The sequence below is a fragment of the Microbacterium sp. LCT-H2 genome (assembly GCF_001866135.1).
Classification (GTDB): domain Bacteria; phylum Actinomycetota; class Actinomycetes; order Actinomycetales; family Microbacteriaceae; genus Microbacterium.
The window spans coordinates 258,818-279,822 of record NZ_MODW01000004.1 but is presented as its reverse complement, the minus strand read 5'-3'; the positions used below and the strand labels follow the sequence as shown (position 1 = coordinate 279,822).

The window sequence follows — 21,005 nt, the reverse complement described above, 5'->3', positions numbered from 1 at the left end:
CATGACCGATTCGCTGCTCACCGCGACCCGCGAAGACGACAAGACCGCGACCTGGTGGCGTCAGGCCGCCGTGTACCAGATCTATCCGCGGAGCTTCGCGGACGCCGACGGCGACGGCCTGGGTGACATCCCCGGCATCGTGTCGCGCGCCGACTACCTCGCCGAGCTCGGCATCGACGCGGTGTGGCTGAGCCCGTTCTATCCGTCGGAGCTCGCCGACGGCGGGTACGACGTGGCGGACTACCGGAACGTCGACCCCCGCCTCGGCACTCTCGACGACTTCGACGCCATGGTCGAGGCGCTGCACGCGCGGGGCATCCGCGTCGTCGTCGACATCGTCCCCAACCACACCTCCGACCAGCACGCCTGGTTCCAGGAGGCGCTCGCCGCCGGCCGCGGCTCGGCCGCCAGGGAGCGCTACATCTTCCGTGAGGGCACCGGCCCCGACGGTGCGGAGCCGCCCACCGACTGGGTCTCGGTCTTCGGCGGCAGCGCCTGGGAGCGCGTCGCGGACGGTCAGTGGTACCTGCACAACTTCGCTGTCGAGCAGCCCGACCTCAACTGGGACCACCCCGAGGTGCGCGAGGACTTCCTCACGACGCTCCGCTTCTGGTCGGACCGCGGCGTGGACGGGTTCCGCATCGATGTGGCCCACATGCTGACGAAGGACCTCACCGAGCCGCTGCCGTCGCGCGCCGAACTCGACGCGATGGACCGCACCTCGGGCACGCACCCGATGATCGACCGCGACGACGTGCACGAGATCTACGCGCAGTGGCGCGCGGTCTTCAACGAGTACGACCCGCCGCGCACCGCGGTCGCCGAGGCATGGGTGGAGACCCCGGAGCGCCGCGCGAAGTACGCTTCCGCGGAGGGGCTCGGACAGGCGTTCAACTTCGACCTGCTCGTCGCCGACTTCGACGCGGCCGACTTCCAGCGCATCATCGCCGACAACCTCGCCCAGGCGCAGGCCGCGGGCTCGTCGACGACCTGGGTGCTCTCGAACCACGATGTGACGCGGCACGCCACCCGCTACGGCCTGCCGCCCCTGCGTGGGCGTGCGGTCAAGCAGGGCACGGAGTGGGTGCGCGCCGGCGGCCCGGAGGAGGGTCTCGACCGTGAGGGCGGCCTGCGCCGGGCGCACGCCGCGACCCTGCTGCTGCTCGGCCTGCCGGGCAGCGCCTACCTCTATCAGGGCGAGGAGCTGGGCCTGCACGAGGTTGCGGACATCGCGCCCGACCAGCGGCAGGACCCCGGGTTCTTCCGCGGTGCAGACTTCGACGGCCTCGGCCGCGACGGCTGCCGCGTGCCGCTGCCGTGGACGACGTCCGGCAGCTCGTACGGCTTCGGCGCGGCCGGCGCGCACCTGCCGCAGCCCGACTGGTTCGCGGAGCATGCGGTCGAGGTGGAGGACGCCGACCCCGGCTCGACCCTCAACCTGTACCGCGAGGCGCTGCGGCTGCGGCGGGTGCTGCAGACCGGGGAGACGCTCGAGTGGGTCGACACGGGTCGCGAGGACGTGCTGCGATTCCGCCGCCCGAACGGGTGGGAGGTCGTGACGAACTTCGGCACCGTGCCGTTCGACCTGGGCGCTGCGGCCGACGACGCCGTGCTGTCGACCGTGGCGCTCGACGGCTCCGTGCTGCCGGGCGAGGCCACGGCGTGGATCGCTCCGGGAGCTCTCGCGCACTGACCGGGCCGGTGGGGGCGGGGACGCGGATTTGATAATGGTTCTCATTAGCGTTTAGAGTGGGACTCATGAAGAAGCCCGTCCTCGCCCTCACGCTCGCCTCGGTCGCCGCCCTCTCCCTCGCCGGATGCTCGTCGACCTCCGGCGCGGCGGAAGACGACGGCGCGGTGACCGTCGTCGCGAGCACCAACGTCTACGGCGACATCGCCGCGCAGGTCGGCGGAGACCGGGTCGACGTCACCTCGATCATCGACTCGGTCACCCAGGACCCGCACTCCTACGAGGCGAGCGCTCGCGACCGCCTCACGCTGCAGAAGGCCGACCTCGTGGTGGAGAACGGCGGCGGCTACGACGCGTTCATCGACAGCCTCCTGCAGGATGCGCAGGACCCGCACGTCGTCACGGCCGTGGAGTTCTCGCACGACTACCCGGGTAACGAGGGCCACGATGACCACGGCGACGACGAGGCCGCGACCGAGGAGTCGCACGATCACGAGGCCGAGGGGGAGGACCATGCCGGCCACGATCACATCGAGGGCTTCAACGAGCACGTCTGGTTCGACCCGCACACGATGATCCACGTCGTCGAGGCGATCGCCGACGAGCTCACCGAGATCGACCCCGACGGTGCCGACACGTTCCGCGCGAACGCGGATGGGCTCGTCGCGGAGCTGGAGGGCTTCGAGGGCGACCTCGAGGCGATCAAGGCGGACGCCGCCGGTGCGACGGTGTTCCTGACCGAGCCGCTGCCCGGCTACCTGGCCACCGCCGCCGGGCTCACCGACGTCACGCCCGAGGGCTTCGCGGAGTCCGTGGAGGAGGGCAGCGACGTCGCGCCCGCCGTGCTGCTCGAAGCGCTGCAGGTCGTCGGGTCCGGCGAGGTGACCGCGGTGCTCACCAACGCCCAGACCGGCGGTGCGGAGACGGAGCGCGTGGAGAAGGCCGCGGAGGACGCCGGGGTGCCCGTGGTCGCGTTCACGGAGCTGCTCGAGGACGGATCGTCGTACTCTGAGTGGATGAGTGACGCGATCCAGAGCCTCGCCGCCGCCGTCCAGTCGTGAGCGGAGCCCGTTCACAGGCTCAGGGACCCGCGCGGGAGACCGGTCCGGTCCTCGAGATCGCGGACGGCGCCCTGCAGCGCGGCGACCGTGAGCTCTGGTCGGGGCTCGACCTCACGGTGCAGCCCGGGGAGTTCATCGCCGTGCTCGGTCCGTCCGGCTCCGGGAAGACGACGCTCCTCCGCAGCATCCTGGGACTCCAGCCTCTCTCGCGCGGCAGCATCCGCGTGGCCGGCGAGCCCGTGCACCGCGGCAACGCCCGCATCGGGTACATCCCGCAGCAGCGTTCGCTCGCGCCCGACACGAGCATGCGGGCCCGTGACCTCGTCGCCCTCGGCGTGCAGGGCAGCCGCTTCGGCTTCCCGGTCCCGCACCGCGGCGACCGGGCGAAGGTCGACGCGCTGCTGGCGGCGGTCGGGGCGACCTCCTACGCGGACCGCCGCGTGGGCCTGCTCTCCGGCGGGGAGCAGCAGCGCCTCCGGGTCGGACAGGCCCTGGCCGACGAGCCCGCGCTGCTTCTCTGCGACGAGCCGCTGTCGAACCTCGACCTCGCCAACCAGGTCGCCGTCACCGACATCATCGACCGGCAGCGACGGGAGCGCGGGGCCGCGGTGCTGTTCGTCACGCACGACGTCAACCCGATCCTGAACCGCGTCGACCGCATCCTCTACATCGCCGGGGGCCGGTTCCTCCTCGGGACCCCGGAGGAGGTGCTGCAGACCCGCGTGCTGACGGACCTCTACGGCACCCCGGTGTTCGTGCTCCGTGCCGGCGACCGGCTCGTCGTGGTCGGCGTCCCCGATGCGGAGCCGCACCACGACCACGACCACGAGCACGGGGGCGCCGCATGACCGCCGCGTCCGCCCTCGTCCCGATGGTCGGCTGGGACGACATCTTCTCCTTCCAGGACTACGGCGAGCTCGTCGCCCTGCTCTCGAACTCGATCATCGCGGGTGCCGTGCTCGGCCTCGTCGGCGGCCTCATCGGGGTCTTCGTCATGCAACGCGATCTCGCCTTCGCAGTGCACGGGGTGAGCGAGCTCTCCTTCGCGGGAGCGGCGGCGGCGCTGCTGTTCGGCGGCAGCGTGGTGCTCGGCTCCCTCGGCGGAGCCCTCGTGGCGGCGATCCTCATCGGGGTCCTCGGCGCCAAGGCCAGGGACCGCAACTCGATCGTGGGCGTGCTCATGCCGTTCGGGCTCGGTCTCGGCATCCTGTTCCTGTCGCTGTACGACGGCCGGAGCGCCAACCGGTTCAGTCTCCTGACGGGGCAGATCGTATCGGTCTCGAGCCCCGACCTCGGTTGGCTCATCGGCATCAGCCTCGTGGTGCTGCTCGGCCTGCTCGTGATGTGGAATCCGCTGCGCTTCGACTCGCTCGACCCGGAGTCGGCGGCCGCCCGCGGGGTGCCCACCCGCACCGTGAGCCTGCTGTTCATGGTGCTGCTGGGGCTCATCGTCGCGGTGAGCGTGCACATCATCGGCGCGCTGCTGGTGATGGCGCTCCTGGTGACGCCGGCGGCCGCGGCCATGCGGATCACGGCCGGCCCCGTCGCGGTGCCGGTGCTGGCGGCGCTGTTCGGGTTCGTCTCGGCCGTCGGCGGGATCCTGCTCGCTCTCGCCGGAACCCTCCCGGTGAGCCCCTACATCACGACCCTGTCCTTCACGATCTACGTCGTGTGCTGGATCGTGCAGCGCGTCCGGTCCCGGGTCACCCGCGTCTGACCCCGTTCAAATCGCGCACTTTGCTCCATTTCGGCTGCGGATGGGGCCAATCGGGCGACTTGAAGCGGGGGTGGGCCGCTCCCAGCCCTCGCCAACCGTCCCGGCCTAGAATCGAAGGCATGGCTCAGCGGAACACCTGGCAGCGCGAGCGCGTGCGCGAAGCGCTCGCCGACGCGCGCGGTTTCGTGAGCGCGCAGAGCCTCCACGCGACGCTCCGCGACGACAACACCGGGATCGGCCTGGCCACGGTCTACCGCGCTCTCGCTGGGCTCGCGGCCGCGGGCGACGCCGACTCGCTGCAGAGCCCCGAGGGCGAGGCGCTCTACCGGGCGTGCACCACTCAGGGCCACCACCACCACCTCATCTGCCGATCCTGCGGCCTCACGGTCGAGATCGAGGCGAAGGACGTGGAGCAGTGGGCCCATCGCACGGCCGCCCTGCACGGGTTCACCGAAGCCGCCCACGTGGTCGACATCTTCGGCCTCTGCACCCCGTGCGCGAACAAGCGCGACGCCGAGAGGGCTGCGACAGCGTGACCGCCCCGGCACGAACGGCCACCCGTCCGGGCCACACGCACCGTCGAGCGCCCTCACCGCGCTCGACGTGGATCGCCGTCGGCATCGGCGCCGTGATCGTCGCGGCGCTGTTCCTCATCGACGCCTTCGTCCCCACCCTGTTCCCCGCCTCGCTGCCCACCCGAGCGCAGGACGGTCTGACGCTCGCCCTCAGCGTGCTCATCGAGGCGCTGCCGTTCGTCGTGCTCGGCGTGCTGCTGTCGATCGTCGTGCAGGTCTGGCTCCCGGCGGACGTCATCCACCGCTGGCTCCCGCGCCGCGCCTGGGCCCGTCGCGCGGTGCTCTCCCTGCTCGGCATGCTCATCCCGGTCTGCGAGTGCGGAAACGTCCCGTTCGCCCGCGGGCTCATGATGCGCGGACTCGCCCCCGCCGAGGCGCTGACCTTCCTCATCGCGGCGCCGATCGTCAACCCGATCGTGATCCTCACCACGCACGCCGCCTTCGGGTGGGACGGCGGCATCCTCGTCGCCCGCCTCGTCGGCGGCTACCTCATCGCGAACCTCATCGGATGGATCTACAGCCGCCACCCCTCGCCGGAGTCGCTGCTCACCCAGCGCTTCGTCGACACGTGCGAGCGCGTCACGCACGAACCCGGGACGCCCGTGCGCCGCAGCCTCACGCAGTTCCTCGTGGAGCTGCGGGCCGTGATGCCGGCGCTCGTGATCGGCTCCGCGCTGGCGGGCGCCGTGCAGGTGCTCATCCCGCGCGACGTCCTGCTCACGATCGGCGCCAACCCCGTGCTCTCGATCGTCGCGATGATGCTGCTCGCGATCGTCGTGGCGATCTGCTCCAACGTCGACGCCTTCTTCGCGCTGTCGTTCGCGTCCACCTTCTCCTCGGGGGCGCTCGTCGCGTTCCTCCTCGTCGGGCCTCTCGTCGACATCAAGATGCTCGCGCTGATGCGCACGACCTTCACCACCCGCACGCTCGTCGGCATCACCGCCGTCGTGCTGGCATCGGCCTTCGCGATCGGGATCGGGGTGAACGTCCTTGCCTGAGCTCTCCGCCCGCTCCCGCGCCCTCGCCACCCGGTGGCTGGGGATCGGCCTGGCATCCGTCGTCGCGGTCGTCACCCTCGGCCTCGCGGTGACCGACCGCCTCAGCCTCTACATCAGCCCGGAGTCGGTGTGGTTCGCATCCGCCGCCGCCGTCGTGACGCTCGCCGGGGCCATCTGGTCGTGCACGCTGCCGCTGGGTGCCGAGGAGGACCACGGGCACGACCATGGCCCCGCGGCCTCGCGCTCCACCGGGCCGGAGGCGTCCTCGTCCGATGAGACCGCGCACCCCTCCGGGCCGTCGCGCCGTCGTCTCGCGGGAGTCGGTGCGCTGGCCGGCGGCGTGGTCGCGACCGGCGTCGTCGTCTCCGCGCTCGTCCTGCCTCCCGCCTCGCTCTCGGTGGAACTCGCGATGTCCCGCGCCGGGGAGGAGAGCGCGCTGTTCGCCGGCGCCGACACCGTCGCCCTCGGGGTCGCGGACACGTCGACCTTCGGTGTGGGCGACTGGGCGAGCGTCTTCGCCGCCGCGACCAACACCACGGCGTACGACGGAGCCGACGTCACGTTGCAGGGCTTCGTCACACCCGGCGAGGGGGACGACGTCAACCTCACACGCCTCGTGATCACCCATTGCGTCATCGACGCCCAGACGGCGGCGCTGCCGGTGAGTGTGGACGCCGACGCGTACAAGACGGGCCAGTGGGTCGAGGTCACCGGGACGGTGCGGGCGGACGAAGACGGCTCCCTGCACATCGAGCCGACCGACGTCGTGGCGATCGACGAGCCGAAGGACCCGTATGAGTACTGACGACGAGCGGCCGGAGTCGCCCGACGTCCCACGCACTCGCGCCGAGCTGCGTGCGGCCAGGGAGGCCGCGGAGCGCGCTGCGGAGGAGCAGACCGCGGCGGAGCGCGCGGCAGCCGAGCAGGCCGATGCGGAGCTGGTCGCAGAGGAGCGAGCGGCCGTGGAGCGTATGGCGGCGGAGGTCGCCGCCGAGCAGGAAGCCGTCGACCGGGAAGCCGCAGCGGAGCGCGAAGCCGCGGCCGAGCGCGAGGCGGCCGAGCGTGCGGCAGCGGAGCAGGAAGCCGCCGCACGTGCTTCCGAGGAGTCGGCCGCCGGCATCCCCGTGATCCCGCAGGCGCCCGAACCGGTGTTCACCCCCGCGGGCCCGACGTCCGCTTCCCGAGCAGACGGCGTCGTCGAAGACGCGGCGGAGCCGGGCTGGACGCCCACGACCGACCTCCCCGCCGACGACGAGGAGCCGCGAAGCGCCCCGTGGTCCCGCCGGCGGTTCCTCGTGACGATCGGCGCCGTCGTCGGAGTGCTCGTACTCGTCGGCACGGGCCTCGGAATCGTGAGCCTCCTCCAGGGCCCCCGGGTCACCGACGTGCAGGTCGACGCCGCGCAGGCCATCGAATCGTCTGGAAGCCGGGTCATCCTCACCGCGAACCAGCCGCTCTCCGCCATCGATCCCGAGCAGGTCACCGTCGAGCCCTCCGTACCGTTCACGGTCGATGCCGCCGGCCGCGGGGTGGGCGTGCGTTTCACAGTGCCCCTCGACGATGACACGACCTACACGGTGACCGTCGCCGGGGTGACGGGCGCGGGAGGAGGCCCCACCGCAGACCTGACGACGTCCTTCGAGACGCCGGCGTCGTCGATCTTCCTCCTGCGCCGCGACCCGGACGGCGACGACATCATCTTCCGTACCGACCTGAGCGGAGAGAACGCGCAGCCGGTGTTCTCCCACCCCCGTATCGACGACTTCCGGGCCACGTCGACGCAGCTCGTGGCCGCTGTCGAGGACGACGACCAGTCGCGGCTGCTCGTGATGGACAGGGACGGCTCCGACCAGCGTGAGCTCCCGCTGCCCGGCGAGGGGTACGTGGGCGCGATCCAGGTGTCCGAGCGCGGCAACCTCGTCGGCTACAGCTACTCCGATCGCGAGCTCAGCGACACCGAGGGGCGCGCCAGCGTGCTCGTCACCCAGTCGCTGAGCGGCGACGACGAACCCCGCATCATCGAGGTCGGCGACAAGGAGGTGAGCGTCTTCGTGTGGCAGTTCGTGCCCGACAGCGCGGCCGTCCTGTTCATCGACTTCGACGGGGCGCTCTCGCTCGTCGATCAGTCGACCGACACGGGCGTGCAGTCCCTCGGGCTCGCGACGACCATCCAGGGGATCTCCCGTGGCACCTACACCGCGATCGTCGAGCGACTGGACGGCTCGGTGGTGGAGCTCGACCTCGCGGACGGATCCGAGGAGCCGCTCGCCGCGTCCGAGCCGGATTACGGCACCGCCACCTCCATCACCCCGTTCCCCGGCGGGACGCTGCGCCATGTCGTCGCCCGGGATGAGGGCGGTCTCCCGGTGGGGCAGGCCGTGATCCGGGTCGACGACTCCGGAGCCGCCACGCCGCTCGTGGAAGTGAGTGCCGCCGACTCGATCCTCCAGGCCTGTGCGTCGCCGAGCGGGCAGTACGCCGCCGTCGTGATCGCGCCGGACATGGCCGACAACGCCTATGACGGGATGCTGCTGCCGCTGCCGGAGAAGCTCGAGACGCACCTCATCGACATGAAGACCGGGGACGAGATCGTCGCGCTGACCGGCTTCGATGCGTCCTGGTGCCAGACGGCGCCGCGGTTCTGACGTGACAGAGTCCGTGACGCTGCGGCGCGCGAACCGCGATGACGTGATGAGCTCCGCCGTCGAGGTGGCGCCGACCCTCCTCGGCGCGGAGCTGCGGACCGTGGTGCTCGAGGACGGCCTCCCGGTCGAGGTGCGCGTGCGCATCACCGAGGTCGAGGCGTATCACGGTCAGGGCACGGGGGAGGTGGCCGACCCGGGGTCCCACGCCCGCATGGGGCGCACGGCCCGGAACGCCACGATGTGGGGCGAACCCGGGCATCTGTACGTGTACCTGAGTCACGGCATCCACTCCTGCGTCAACGTGGCCTGTGGACCCGAAGGGCAGGGCGACGGGGTGCTGCTGCGTGCCGGGGAGATCGTGTCCGGCGTGGAGGCGGCGGCCCGACGACGACGTGCGGTCCCGCCGCTCGGCCGCACCGCCCTCCGGGACCTCGCGCGCGGACCGGGGCGGCTCGGACAGGCCGCGGGGCTGCGGCACTCCCTGCACGACGGCCTGGACGCCATCACGGGGGCGGAGCAGAACGGCGCGAAGGCGGAGCTGTGGCTCGGCTCGCCCGTGGTCGAGGTGGCCCAGGGTCCGCGGGTGGGCGTGGCGGGCATCGCCGGGACGGATGCCTTCCCCTGGCGCTTCTGGATCCCCGGCGACCCCACGGTGTCCGCCTTCCGGTGGGGGCGGGGTGCTGCCGACGCTTCGAGTCGCGCGAATGGTGGCTTCTCGGGCTGAGATGGGACCATTCGGGCGACTCGAACGGCGGGCCGAGGCCGTGCTAGACTGACTCTTCGTCTGCGCACGCTCCTGTGCGCAGTTCGTGTGCTCCCCCTTCTTCCGCCGAGAGATCGGCATGCGGGGCGGCGTGCAGACAAGGGATCTTGGGTGAGGCCGTCCGGTCTCACGGTAATGAAGGAGTCATCATCATGGCAGCAGTGTGCCAGGTGACCGGAGCTGTTCCCGGCTTCGGTCACAACGTCTCGCACTCGCACCGCCGGACGAAGCGTCGCTTCGACCCGAACGTGCAGAAGAAGACCTATTTCGTGCCCTCGCTCGGTCGTAAGATCACGCTCAACGTGTCCGCCAAGGGCATCAAGGTGATCGACGCGCGTGGCATCGAGAACGTCGTCAAGGACCTCCAGGCGAAGGGTGTGAAGCTCTAATGGCCAAGAAGGCTCAGGACGTCCGTCCGATCATCAAGCTGCGTTCGACGGCGGGTACGGGTTACACGTACGTGACCAAGAAGAACCGCCGCAACACCCCCGACCGCCTCGTGCTCAAGAAGTACGACCCGGTCATCCGTCAGCACGTCGAATTCCGAGAGGAGCGTTGATCCATGGCTAAGAAGAGCAAGATCGCGCGCAACGAGCAGCGCAAGGTCATCGTCGAGCGCTACGCCGAGCGTCGTGCCGAGCTGAAGAAGACCCTGGTCGACCCGAACGCCACCGACGAGGCCCGCGAGGCCGCCCGCGTCGGCCTGCAGAAGCTGCCGCGCAACGCCTCGCCGGCTCGCGTGCGTTCGCGCGACGTCATCGACGGCCGCCCCCGTGGCGTCCTCACGAAGTTCGGCATCTCGCGTGTCCGCTTCCGTGACATGGCGCACCGTGGCGAGCTGCCCGGCGTGACCAAGTCGAGCTGGTAAGCATCGAGCGAAGAAGGGCGAGGATCTCGGATCCTCGCCCTTTTCGCATGCCCGGCGACGCAGGCGATCGCGCGGGATCAGGCGCGTGCGCACGGGAGCGCCTGATCCCGCGCGGGTGCCTGACGGCGCGAGCGGGCGGCCGAAAACCTGTGGCACGAGTGGCCAATGTGACGCGACACGCCGGGAAATAGGTCGAAACCCGCGAAATGACGCGGAAATCCGGGTGGCCGTTGGTACATTCGAGGCGGTCACACGACCAACGGGGAGCACCCGCTCCTCGCACCCACACACGATGCGACGGTCCGTCGTCGCTGGAGGATGACATGGCTGACAAGTCCATCACCAAGACCGAGCTCGTCGCGAGCATCGCTTCCGCCACCGGCCAGAGCCAGGCCACCGTCTCCGGTGTCCTCGACTCGCTGTTCGCCACGGTCTCCGACGCCGTCGCCAAGGGCAGCAAGGTCTCCATCCCGGGCTGGATCTCGTTCGAGCAGGTCGACACGGCCGCCCGCACGGGCCGCAACCCGCAGACCGGCGCCGAGATCAAGATCCCGGCCGGCAAGCGCGTCAAGGTGACCGCCGGTTCCAAGCTCAAGGCTGCCGTCAAGTAAGACCGCACCTTTCGAAGGCCGCTCCCACTTCGGGGGCGGCCTTCGTGCTTCCTCCCGGCTGCGCGCGCCTAGGCTGGAGGGGTGAGTTCCCGCACCGAGACGCCGCGCTCGACGTCGGCGTACCGTCTCGCCGGCATCGTCATCCTCCTCGCCGCCGCCGGCGTCGCCCTCGTCTGGGCGCTGCTGGTCGGGGGAGGGGCGAACCCGCCGCTGCTGCAGGACCCCGGGCCCGTGGTGCTGTGGGGCACGCCGCTCGCGAAGCTCGTGATGAACCTCGCCGGTGCGCTCATGCTCGGATCGCTCGTGCTGGCCCTGTTCGGTCTGCGGGCGGGGGAGCGGACTTTCGACACGGCCCTGAACATCGCCTCGGTCGGCGCCGCCGTCTTCACGGTCGCCGCGGGCCTCGCTGGCTTCTTCTCGTTCATGGCCGCCTTCAACCCGCAGCTCAGCATCGAGCGCGAGTTCGGCTCGCAGCTCGGGCGCTTCCTGCTCGAGCTTCCGCTGGGGCAGTCCTGGCTGATCACGACGATCCTGGGCGCGGTCATCACGGTGCTCGCGTTCGCCTGGCGCACCTGGACGCCCACACTGCTCACGGCGCTGCTGGCCGCGGTGTCGTTCCTGCCGCTCGCGACGCAGGGGCATGCCGGCGACCTCGACGGACACAACATGGCCGTCAACTCCATTCTCCTGCACACGATCGGCGCGGCCGTCTGGCTGGGCGGACTGCTCCTCCTCGTGCTCCTCCGAGGGCAGCAGGGCCTCGATCTGCCCACGCTCGTCCGCCGGTACTCCTCCCTCGCGATCGCCGCCTTCGCGGTCGTCGCGGTCTCCGGCTTCACCCGGTCGATCGTCGCTGTCGGGAGCTGGGAGGCCGTGTGGACGACCCCCTACGGGCTCATCGTCGTCGTCAAGGCCATCCTGCTCGTCGGGATGGGGCTGCTCGGCGCCTGGTACCGCACGCGTCTCATTCCGAAGCTGAGCGGAGCGCGCGCGTCCCGCTGGTTCTGGGCGCTCGTCCTCGGCGAGGTGACGCTGATGGGCCTCGCCTCCGGTGCCGCGGCCGCGCTCGCGCGCACGCCCCCGCCCACCGGCGAGGTCGCGGCGTTCGCGCAGACCCCGGCGCAGATCCTCACCGGATCGCTGCTGCCGCCCGAGCTCACGCTGGAGCGCTGGTTCACGGCCTGGGACATCGACGTGCTGTGGCTCGTCGCTGCGGGCTTCGGACTCTTCTTCTATCTCGCGGGTGTGCGCCGACTCCGGCTGCGCGGCGACCGCTGGCCGATCCACCGCACGGTGTTCTGGGTGCTCGGCCTGCTGCTGCTGGTGTGGGTGACCGGCGGTCCCATCAACGCGTACCAGGAGTACCTCTTCAGCGTGCACATGCTGGGGCACATGATGCTCTCGATGGCGATCCCGCTGCTGCTCGTCTCCGGGGCGCCGATCACCCTCGCCCTGCGCGCCATCCACAAACGCGACGACGGCACGCGCGGCGGTCGCGAATGGATCATGTGGGCCGTCCACTCGCCGTTCGCGCGGGTGGTCACGCACCCGATCGTGGCGGCGGCGATCTTCATCCTCTCGCTCTGGGCGTTCTACTTCACCGACCTCGTGCGCTGGTCGATGTTCGAGCACCTCGGGCACGAGTGGATGGTCGCCCACTTCCTGATCTCGGGTTACCTGTTCGTGATGAGTCTGATCGGCGCCGATCCGGTGCCCTACCGTCTGCCGTATCCCGGCCGGCTCATCACCCTCATCGCCGTGATGGCCATGCACGCCTTCTTCGGCATGGCGATCATGATGCAGGAGGGGCTCATGGTCGCCGACTGGTTCGGCGCGATGGGTCGCGACTGGGGTGCCGACCCGATGACCGACCAGTACGTGGGCGGTGGCATCGCGTGGTCGATCGGAGAGATCCCGACCCTCATCCTCGCGATCACCGTCGCGATCCAGTGGAGCCGGAGCGACACCAAGCTCCAGCGGCGCCGAGACCGGCACGCCGATCGCACCGGCGATGCCGAGCTGGAGGAGTACAACGCGCGGCTCGCCGACCTCGCCGCCCGGGATCAGCGCGCGGCGGAGCGCCAGCGCCGCTGATCCGCTGCGGGGCTCACTCCACCGGGTCGTCCGGGGAGCCGACCCGGATCGAGGCCGAGCCGTCCGGGAGGATGGCGATGGAGCCGTTGACCCGGAAGGGCACGTCTTCGGACACCGGCTCCACGGACCCGTCGAAGAGAGACTGGATCTCGACCTCGACATGCGCCACGGCTGCGGTGGTCGGGATCTGCCAGTGGCCGTCGTCGGACGGCGCGACCATGATCTCCGGCTGCTGGGCGATGGACCATTTCGGTGGCGCAGCGATCCTGTTCTCGACACGCAGGCCGAACGGACACGCAGTGGGCTGCAGGACCTCCTGCGTGGTGCACGCCGTGAGGAACTCCTCGACTCGCTCCTGGACCACGTCGACGAACTCCTCCGTCGGCTCGGCCTGCACATCGAGAGGGGTCACGGCGAGCGGCTCGTCGGCGAGCACGCCGTGCCCGGAGGATTCCGCGATCGCGGTGTCGACCGTGACGGAGTAGAGCCCCGGGGTGAAGACCAGCAGCGGCAGAGGCTCGAGGGGTTGCGCCGCGGCCCCGGCGGCGGAGATCTGGCGGCGGTCGACCTCGAACCCGTTCACGGCGAACTGGTCGGCGCCGCGCACCGTGAGCTCGACGACGGCGAGGGGGCTGGTCGTGAACCGCCAGTTCGGCGTGATGCCGGCCCAGCCGTCCTGCGCGACGTGGAAGGTGCTCGTGCCGGAGTGGCCGCCGGCGTGGTAGCTGACGGTCACCGCTGTGCCGTCGCCGGATGGCTCCTCCGATTCGACCTTGACGTCGCTGAGCGGACCGAGGGCCGAGCGTCGCAGCATCGCCTCGGACGCGGCGGGGTCGATGCCCGCCTCATCGAGGGTCTCCCGATCGATCGCGACCCCGGGCACGCGGAGGGCGTCGGCGGCCCGGCCCTCGGCGAGCAGATCGAGATAGCGGACCACGAACGCCGACGGGCCATAGAACTGCCGGTAGAGGGTCGCGCCTCCCGCGCCGATCGCGGCCAGCAGGAGGACGCCGATGAGTCCGAGGATCGCCAGATCGGCGCCCAGGCGCGACCGCCGGGGCGCGCGCGTCCCGGCCCGCTCCATGCCGGTCAGTCTAGGAGGGCGTCCTGGGGGGACGCCGAGCGTCGGCGGACCCGTGCCCGACGGGGCACGTAGCATGGGGGAGCGTCCCGTGTCCGCCCCACCAGCCCTGTGAGAACCGTGTCCCTTCCCGCCCTGTCCGAGGAGCAGCAGGAGCTGTTCCGGCTCATCGAGGACACCGCGGAGCACGTCTTCATCACCGGACGCGCGGGCACCGGCAAATCCACGCTGCTGCAGCATTTCGCCTGGAACACGAAGAAGCAGATCGCGATCTGCGCTCCGACCGGCGTGGCGGCGCTGAACGTCGAGGGGCAGACGATCCACTCCCTCTTCCGGCTGCCGATCGGGCTCATCGGTGACGGCGATATCGACCAGAACGACGGGACGCGACGCATCCTCAACGCCATCGAGACCCTCGTCATCGACGAGATCTCCATGGTCAACGCCGACCTCATGGACGCCATCGACCGGTCGCTGCGCCAGGCGCGCGGGCGGCGGGGCGAGCCGTTCGGCGGCGTGCAGATCGTCATGTTCGGCGACCCGTACCAGCTCGCTCCGGTCCCTCCGCGCGGGGATGAGGCACGGTACGTCAAGGACCACTACCGGTCATTCTGGTTCTTCGACGCGAAGGTGTGGGCAGGCCCTTCGGCAAGCCCTTCGACAGACTCAGGGACCCAGGGGGCGCTGTTCGAGGTCGATACCCGGGCCGAGCTGCACGTGCGGGAACTCGTGCAGATCCACCGCCAGTCCGACGACGGCTTCAAGTCCATGCTCAACGCCGTCCGCTATGGACGGGTCACGGCGGAGATCGCCGGGATCCTCAACGCTCAGGGCGCGCGCACCCCTCCGGATCCCGAGCCGGGCGAGGTGCCGATGATCACCCTCGCCACGCGCAACGACATCGTCAACAGCATCAACAGCCGGCATCTCGCCGCGCTTCCGGGAAAGGAGCAGACGGCGCGGGCGGAGGTCAACGGCGACTTCGGCCGCGGAGAGGCGTCCCTTCCGGCCGAGTCCGAGCTGAAGCTGAAGGTGGGTGCGCAGGTGATGTTCCTGCGCAACGACACCGCGATGACCGGAGAGCCGCCGCGGTGGGTCAACGGCACCATCGGCACGGTGACCCGCATCCTCGGCGGGACCGTCCGCGTGGAGATCGACGGCGAGGAGGTCGACGTCGAGCCGGCCGTCTGGGAGCGGTTCCGGTACGCCTACGACCCGAGCACGAAGAAGCTCTCCCGCGACGTCGTGGCTGAGTTCACGCAGTTCCCGCTGCGGCTCGCGTGGGCCGTGACGATCCACAAGTCGCAGGGCAAGACCTACGACCGCGCCGTGATCGACCTGGGCTCCGGGGCGTTCGCGCCGGGGCAGACCTACGTCGCGTTGAGCCGCCTCACGTCGCTGGACGGCCTCTACCTCTCCCGACCGCTGCGGCCGAGCGACATCCGCGTGGACGAGGACGTGCGGCGGTTCATGCGCGAAGCGTGGCTCGCCGCCTCGACGCCCGAGCTGCCGCGGACCTGATCGCGACCGCCGGCTCAGGCGGCGGCGCGGGCGCGGTCGAGGTCTTCGAAGAGCTCGGTGTTGAAGCGGTAGGCGAGGAGCACCTCGTCGATGACGCGCTCGCGCTCGGCCTCGTCCCACGGAGCGGCGTCGAGCTGCTCGCGATACACGTCCTTGAAGGCGGAGGGGTCGGCGATGTCGTCGAAGAGGTAGAAGCCGATGCCGTTCGTCTCGAAGCCGAAGCGACGCGCCATCACCCGCCCGATGAAGATGCCGCCGGAGAGGTCGCCGAGGTAGCGGGTGTAGTGGTGCGCCACGAAGCCGCCCGCCCAGGTCGCGCCGACCTGACGGATGCGGTCGACATAGCGCTGTGTGGTGGGCAGCGGGGCGATCCGCGTGCGCCACTCGGGTCCGAGGAGGAAGGCGAGATCGGCCTCGAGCGCAGGGAGGCGCGTGAGCTTGTCGCTGAGGAACACGGAAGCCACCGGGTCCTGGCGCATCCGCTCGCCGGCACCTTCGAGCGCGTCGTAGATGAAGTAGTGCTGCGCGACCAGCGCGACGTAGTCCTCGCGCGACCCCTCGCCCTTGAGGAGATCGGACATGAAGCCCGCCGTCTCGCTGCGGGAATGCGAACCGGAGGAGCGCTCGCGGAGGGCGGCGGAGAAGGACAGGATCTCGGGCATGGCTTCAGTGTAAGGGCAGCCTAACCTTCGATGGAAGTCCGAGCTCCGCAGGGCGACTCAGTCGTGCGGCCGTGGTTCGACGCCCAGGCGCTCGCAGGCCGCGTCGTACAGCGCCACAACCTCTCGGCGCACTTCGCGGCGCTCGGTGATCGGGCCGCCGGGCCAGGGGACACGGAGCTCTGACGTCGTGCCGCCACGGGAGATCTCCCAGACGCCGACCTCGCCGTCGAAGCCGGTCATCACGGACGCATCGATCGCCTCCGCGGACGGTTCGGCGAAGGCGCGCGCGATGAGGAGGTTGTCGTCGGTGTGGTCGCCGTTCATGTGGCGGAGGACGGCGGTGATCACGTCGGCATCGAACTCATGGGGCACAGGGACACCCTACGACGACGCGCGGGGCCGACTTTCAGCATCCGCGTTCTAGACTCAGGAGACACGTCTTCGGGGGTTCCCACACATGCAGCTTCTCTCGTCGCGCCGGTGGCGCGCCGCAGCGGCCACGGCGGCCGTTCTCGGTCTCGTCCTCACCGGATGCTCCTCCGAGGGCTCCTTCAGCTATACGCCGCCCGCGCAGGTCGACGCCACGCTTCCCGACGACACGGTCGCGGCGCTGCAGGGCGCGGTCGACAACGCGCTCGCGGCCTCCGGGGCCAGCGGGGCGATCGTCGGGGTCTGGGTGCCGTGGAGCGGCACCTGGGTCGCCGCTACGGGCACGCAGGACAAGGCGGAGGGCGGCGAGCTCTCGACCGACATGTCCTTCCGCATCGCGGACATCACGCGACTGATGACCTGCGACGTCCTCTACGCGCTCGCGGACGAGGGCACCGTCGAGCTCGACGCGACGGTGCCGGAGTACGTCTCCGGTGTCGCCGACATGTCCGACGTCACCCTCGTCGACCTGTGCAACGGCACCAGCGGCGCCGGCTCCTCCGAGGCGACGGTCAAGAGCGCGTGGCTGAACACCCCGGAGCGGGTCTGGGCGCCCCTCGAACTCGCGGGTTACGGTCTCGGCCGCGCCCGCATCGCTCCGCAGACCACGTTCCGCGACTCCGACGCCGGCTACCTCCTCCTCGGCCTCGCGCTGGAGCGCGCCTCGGGGATGAGTGCGCGCGAACTGATCGCCGAGTACGTCACCGAGCCGCTGGCGCTCGCCGACACCTCGCTGCCGTCGCCCGCCGCGGCGCCGCCGTCGGAGGGGTCGTCGCTCAGCGGGCACTACATGGGAGCGGTCGAGGGCGGTTTCAACTGCGCAGCGCCCATCGACATCACGACGATGTCCTCCAGCACCGGGTTCACCGACTCGGGAGCGGTGTCGACGATCACCGATCTCGGCCGGTACATGCAGGCCGAGGCCAAGCAGGTGCTGCGCACCAAGGACGAGCCGGACCGCTTCGGGGCGCCGCTGCCCGCCTACGACAAGGCGCCGTCGTGGTACCAGGCGACGGGTGGCGCCTACATCGTCGGCTCCATGATCGGTCAGCACGGCTGGACTCCCGGCTATGCGACGGCGGCGTACTCGGACCCGACGACCGGCTTCACCGTGGCCGTCGTGCTGAACGATTCCACCGCCGGGGCACGCTTCGCTCAGCAGCTCTCCTGGGAGCTGGCCGCGATCGCCTCCAAGGCTCCCGCGGCATCCGGCGAGACGGCTCCCGAGTTCGGTCTGCCCTACACGGCCGAGCAGTACCACAAGGCCACCACGGACGCCGCGCTCGTGTGCGTCCCCCCGGCCGGCTGAGCGGAGCCCGGACGAGCAGGAGGGCCGTATGGCGATCGTGGACAACGCCGTCTACGTCGACGGTGTGCGCGCCGAGGATCCCGGCAGCCTGAACGACACGTTCGAGCGGATCCGGGAACGGCGGGGCATGGGGTGGATCGGCCTCTACCGGCCGAGCGCGGAGGAGGTCAGGGCCGTCGCCGACGAGTTCGGCATCCACGAGCTCGTCGTGGAGGACGCGCTCTCCGGGCATCAGCGCGCCAAGCTGGAGCGGTACGGCGATGTGCTGTTCATGGTCCTCCGGCCCGCGCGCTACCTCGACGAGCGCGAGGAGGTCGAGTTCGGCGAGGTGCACGTGCTGGTCGGGCCGGATTTCGTCGTGACGATCCGTCATGCGGAGTCGCCGGACCTCGGTCGGGTGCGGCGCCGGCTCGAGGCCGATCCCGCTCTGCTCGCTCATGGCCCCGAGGCGGTGCTCTACGCGATCCTCGACGAGGTGGTCGACGAGTACTCGCCGGTCCTGGCCGGCCTCGAGAACGACATCGACGAGATCGAGGGTCAGCTCTTCGAGGAAGACGCGGATGCCACGCAGCGGATCTATGATCTCGGTCGCGAGGTGATCGACTTCCAGCGGGCGACCCAGCCACTGGCCGGCATGCTGGAGGCGTTGCTGCGCGGGTCGGAGAAGTACCGCGTGAGCGAGGAGCTGCAGCGGTACCTGCGGGATGTCCTCGACCACACGCTGCGTGTGAGCGACAAGGCGACGACCTTCCGTTCGGTGCTCGACAACGCCCTCACGGTCGAGTCGACCATCGTCGCGCGTCGGCAGAACGACGAGATGCGCCGGATGACGGAACTGAGCATCCGCCAGAACGACGAGGTGAAGAAGATCTCCGGGTGGGCGGCCATCCTCTTCGCTCCGACGCTCGTCGGCACGGTCTACGGCATGAACTTCGACCATATGCCCGAGCTGCACTGGGTGTTCGGGTACCCGATGGCGGTGCTGCTCATGGTGGCGATGGGGGTCGGACTGTACGCGGCCTTCAAGCGCAAAGGCTGGCTGTAGCGTCGCCGGCATCGCGGAGATCGATTCGTTCGGATACCCTCTAACATGTTAGACGTATCCGTTCCGGCTGATCTCCTGAGGACTGGTGATGCTCCCTTCGGAACCCCTGTCCCGTGCTCGCGTGCCCGAACGCTCCCACGTGCGTGGCCTCACCGGCCTCCGGGCGCTCGCCGTCGTCGCGGTTCTGGGATTCCACCTGGTGCCGGCGGCGGTCCCCGGCGGGTTGATCGGGGTCGATGTGTTCTTCGTCGTGAGCGGGTTCATCGTCACCCGCCTGCTGCTGAGGGAGCTGGCCGCCACGGGCCGGATCAGGTTGGGGGCCTTCTGGGTACGGCGCGCCCGACGCATCCTCCCTGCCCTCGCGGCGATGATCGCCGTCATCGTGCCGCTGGCGTTCGCGGTCGATTCGGACCTGTTGACCGGTATCCGGCGCCAGCTCATCGGCGCGCTCACCTTCAGCTTCAACTGGGTGTCGATCGCCGCCGACGGGGATTATTTCGCCGACGAGCAGCCCGACATCTTCATGAACCTCTGGTCCCTCGCGGTCGAGGAGCAGTTCTATGTCCTGAGCCCGCTGCTGGTCGTGCTCGCTCTTGTCTGCTTCCGGATCCGCCGACGCTCCCTCTCGGTCGTCGCTCTGGGGCTGGCAGCCGTCTCCGCCGTTGCGATGGGGGCGCTGAGCGGAGACCCGTTCGGCTCTCCGACCCGGGCCTACTTCGGCACGGACACGCACGCCTTCGGGCTGCTGATCGGCGCGGCGCTCGCGCTCGCCCTGGGGCCGGATGACCTCGCCGTGCCGTCCCGTCGCTCTCGCGTCTTCCGCACCCTCATCGGGAGCGCCGCCCTGGGGACCCTCATCGTGATCGCCCTCACGCTGTCGTCCGCGGGGGGACTCCCGACACGGGGAGGTCTGCTGCTGTCGAGCGTCGCCGCCGCCGGTCTCGTGTGGTCGGCAGCGACGGTGCCGGCGCTCGGGCGCTGCCTCGACATGCGGCCCCTCCGCTGGGTGGGCGAACGCTCCTACGCGCTCTACCTCTGGCACTGGCCCCTGCTCTTGATCCTCGGCGCCACCCCACTCGTCGGCGCCACCCCGCTGCTCGTGCTCGCAACGGTCGCGCTGAGCGTCGCCGCGGCGGCCGCCTCGTACGTCTTCATCGAGAGCCCCTTCCGGCGCGCGCCGCGGTCAGGACCTCGCGCGGATCGGCCCCGAAGGGCGACGCGGGTCGCCGCCGGTGCGCTGGCGGGGGTCCTCGTGATCGCCGCTCTCGGGATCGCGGTGGTGCGAGGCGATGCGTCGGAGGCGGAGCAGCTCGTGGCACGCGGAAGGCAAGCGGTGGAGGCGCTGCCCTCCGCCGCCGAGAGCAGCGCGCCGGCGACAGACACGCCGGCGCCTCCCAAGCCCCCGTCGTCATCGTCCCCCGCACCGCGGACGCCCGCGGTGCGGGGGACGGACATCACCGCCATCGGGGACTCCGTCATGCTCGCGGCCGCGCCGGCTCTGCAGCGGGGATTCCCGGGGATCGCCATCGATGCTGCCGTGTCGCGGAGCATATGGGCGGCTCCGGATATCCTGGGACGCCAGGCCGATGCCGGCACCCTCCGGCGGTATGTGGTGATCGGTCTGGCGACGAACGGCGAGATCCCGATCGGAGTCCTCGAGAAGGCTCGGGCGAGGATCGGCCCCGACCGTGTTCTCGTGCTGGTGACCGGCCACGCCGACCGCGGATGGATCGCCGCCGCGAATGCGGCGCTCGCTGCCTTCGCGGCGAGGTCCCCGCGGACGGTGGTCGCGGATTGGGATGCTGCGATCACCAGCCGCCCGGGCGCACTCGCTCGCGACGGGATCCATCCCCAGCCGGAGGGCGGGCAGATCTATGCGGACGTCGTCCGTCGCGCGATCGCCGCGGCGCGTGTCGCAGGGCCGGGCGCGCGCTGA

The 21,005-nt window shown here is 70.6% G+C and carries 21 protein-coding genes; 18 read left to right on the top strand and 3 right to left on the bottom strand.

All coding sequences use genetic code 11. The annotated features are described in order from the left end of the window. Position 1 precedes the first annotated feature (1 nt). The 14 genes from BK819_RS12055 to BK819_RS11990 all read left to right on the top strand — a co-directional run bounded on the left by BK819_RS12055 (position 2) and on the right by BK819_RS11990 (position 13,022). Complete coding sequence (locus tag BK819_RS12055; RefSeq protein WP_071329349.1) at positions 2-1,693, top strand: glycoside hydrolase family 13 protein; 1,692 nt, start codon at positions 2-4, stop codon at positions 1,691-1,693. A gap of 65 nt (positions 1,694-1,758) precedes the next feature. Continuing rightward, positions 1,759-2,751: a metal ABC transporter solute-binding protein, Zn/Mn family gene (locus tag BK819_RS12050; RefSeq protein WP_071329433.1), complete on the top strand. Its 993-nt coding sequence runs from the start codon at positions 1,759-1,761 to the stop codon at positions 2,749-2,751. Further along, positions 2,748-3,599, top strand: coding sequence for a metal ABC transporter ATP-binding protein (locus BK819_RS12045; protein WP_071329348.1), 852 nt, complete (start codon positions 2,748-2,750; stop codon positions 3,597-3,599). Before BK819_RS12050 ends, BK819_RS12045 begins: the two co-directional genes overlap by 4 nt. Further along, positions 3,596-4,468 carry a metal ABC transporter permease gene (locus BK819_RS12040; protein ID WP_371259844.1) on the top strand — a complete coding sequence of 291 codons (873 nt, stop codon included), beginning with the start codon at positions 3,596-3,598 and terminating at the stop codon, positions 4,466-4,468. Before BK819_RS12045 ends, BK819_RS12040 begins: the two co-directional genes overlap by 4 nt. A 119-nt stretch (positions 4,469-4,587) precedes the next feature. Then, positions 4,588-5,004 (top strand): Fur family transcriptional regulator, encoded by a 417-nt coding sequence (locus tag BK819_RS12035; RefSeq protein WP_025102734.1) that lies wholly within the window; start codon positions 4,588-4,590, stop codon positions 5,002-5,004. Then, positions 5,001-6,041, top strand: a complete 1,041-nt coding sequence (locus BK819_RS12030) for a permease (RefSeq protein ID WP_071329347.1) — start codon at positions 5,001-5,003, stop codon at positions 6,039-6,041. Before BK819_RS12035 ends, BK819_RS12030 begins: the two co-directional genes overlap by 4 nt. Continuing rightward, entirely contained in the window at positions 6,034-6,846 is an 813-nt protein-coding gene (locus BK819_RS12025) for a TIGR03943 family protein (RefSeq protein ID WP_071329346.1), read from the top strand. Before BK819_RS12030 ends, BK819_RS12025 begins: the two co-directional genes overlap by 8 nt. Next, positions 6,836-8,686 carry a hypothetical protein gene (locus tag BK819_RS12020; protein ID WP_143049292.1) on the top strand — a complete coding sequence of 617 codons (1,851 nt, stop codon included), beginning with the start codon at positions 6,836-6,838 and terminating at the stop codon, positions 8,684-8,686. Before BK819_RS12025 ends, BK819_RS12020 begins: the two co-directional genes overlap by 11 nt. A gap of 1 nt (position 8,687) precedes the next feature. Continuing rightward, positions 8,688-9,410 carry a DNA-3-methyladenine glycosylase gene (locus BK819_RS12015; protein WP_071329345.1) on the top strand — a complete coding sequence of 241 codons (723 nt, stop codon included), beginning with the start codon at positions 8,688-8,690 and terminating at the stop codon, positions 9,408-9,410. A gap of 191 nt (positions 9,411-9,601) precedes the next feature. Beyond that, a complete protein-coding gene (rpmB, locus tag BK819_RS12010; protein ID WP_025102729.1) occupies positions 9,602-9,838 on the top strand; it encodes a 50S ribosomal protein L28 in 237 nt (78 codons plus the stop codon). Next, positions 9,838-10,008 carry a 50S ribosomal protein L33 gene (rpmG, locus tag BK819_RS12005; RefSeq protein ID WP_017203558.1) on the top strand — a complete coding sequence of 57 codons (171 nt, stop codon included), beginning with the start codon at positions 9,838-9,840 and terminating at the stop codon, positions 10,006-10,008. Before rpmB ends, rpmG begins: the two co-directional genes overlap by 1 nt. A gap of 3 nt (positions 10,009-10,011) precedes the next feature. Beyond that, positions 10,012-10,317 carry a 30S ribosomal protein S14 gene (gene rpsN / locus BK819_RS12000; RefSeq protein ID WP_017829734.1) on the top strand — a complete coding sequence of 102 codons (306 nt, stop codon included), beginning with the start codon at positions 10,012-10,014 and terminating at the stop codon, positions 10,315-10,317. Between the two features lie 323 nt (positions 10,318-10,640). Further along, on the top strand, positions 10,641-10,928 hold the full coding sequence (locus BK819_RS11995) for an HU family DNA-binding protein (RefSeq protein WP_017203554.1): 288 nt from the start codon (positions 10,641-10,643) through the stop codon (positions 10,926-10,928). 81 nt (positions 10,929-11,009) lie between these two features. Next, positions 11,010-13,022 (top strand): cytochrome c oxidase assembly protein, encoded by a 2,013-nt coding sequence (locus BK819_RS11990; protein ID WP_083391769.1) that lies wholly within the window; start codon positions 11,010-11,012, stop codon positions 13,020-13,022. Between the two features lie 13 nt (positions 13,023-13,035). On the opposite strand, the gene BK819_RS11985 is transcribed toward BK819_RS11990, so the two are convergent. After that, entirely contained in the window at positions 13,036-14,106 is a 1,071-nt protein-coding gene (locus BK819_RS11985) for a hypothetical protein (protein WP_071329344.1), read from the bottom strand. 117 nt (positions 14,107-14,223) lie between these two features. Here BK819_RS11985 and BK819_RS11980 point away from each other — a divergent pair, with 117 nt between their 5' ends. Beyond that, positions 14,224-15,624: an ATP-dependent RecD-like DNA helicase gene (locus BK819_RS11980; protein ID WP_071329343.1), complete on the top strand. Its 1,401-nt coding sequence runs from the start codon at positions 14,224-14,226 to the stop codon at positions 15,622-15,624. A gap of 14 nt (positions 15,625-15,638) precedes the next feature. On the opposite strand, the gene BK819_RS11975 is transcribed toward BK819_RS11980, so the two are convergent. Both BK819_RS11975 and BK819_RS11970 read right to left on the bottom strand, forming a co-directional pair. Continuing rightward, a complete protein-coding gene (locus BK819_RS11975) occupies positions 15,639-16,286 on the bottom strand; it encodes a heme oxygenase (biliverdin-producing) (protein ID WP_071329342.1) in 648 nt (215 codons plus the stop codon). A gap of 57 nt (positions 16,287-16,343) precedes the next feature. Beyond that, the gene (locus BK819_RS11970) at positions 16,344-16,658 is read right to left on the bottom strand and encodes a DUF2470 domain-containing protein (RefSeq protein WP_218138562.1); all 315 of its coding nucleotides are present in this window, start codon (positions 16,656-16,658) and stop codon (positions 16,344-16,346) included. An 85-nt stretch (positions 16,659-16,743) separates the two neighbouring features. Between BK819_RS11970 and BK819_RS11965 the strand changes: the two genes are divergently transcribed. The 3 genes from BK819_RS11965 (at position 16,744) to BK819_RS11955 (ending at position 21,005) form a co-directional block, all read left to right on the top strand. Further along, a complete protein-coding gene (locus BK819_RS11965; protein WP_071329341.1) occupies positions 16,744-18,024 on the top strand; it encodes a serine hydrolase in 1,281 nt (426 codons plus the stop codon). Between the two features lie 28 nt (positions 18,025-18,052). After that, positions 18,053-19,069, top strand: a complete 1,017-nt coding sequence (corA, locus tag BK819_RS11960) for a magnesium/cobalt transporter CorA (protein WP_071329340.1) — start codon at positions 18,053-18,055, stop codon at positions 19,067-19,069. Positions 19,070-19,190: 121 nt separating this feature from the next. Next, positions 19,191-21,005 (top strand): acyltransferase family protein, encoded by a 1,815-nt coding sequence (locus BK819_RS11955; protein WP_177173837.1) that lies wholly within the window; start codon positions 19,191-19,193, stop codon positions 21,003-21,005.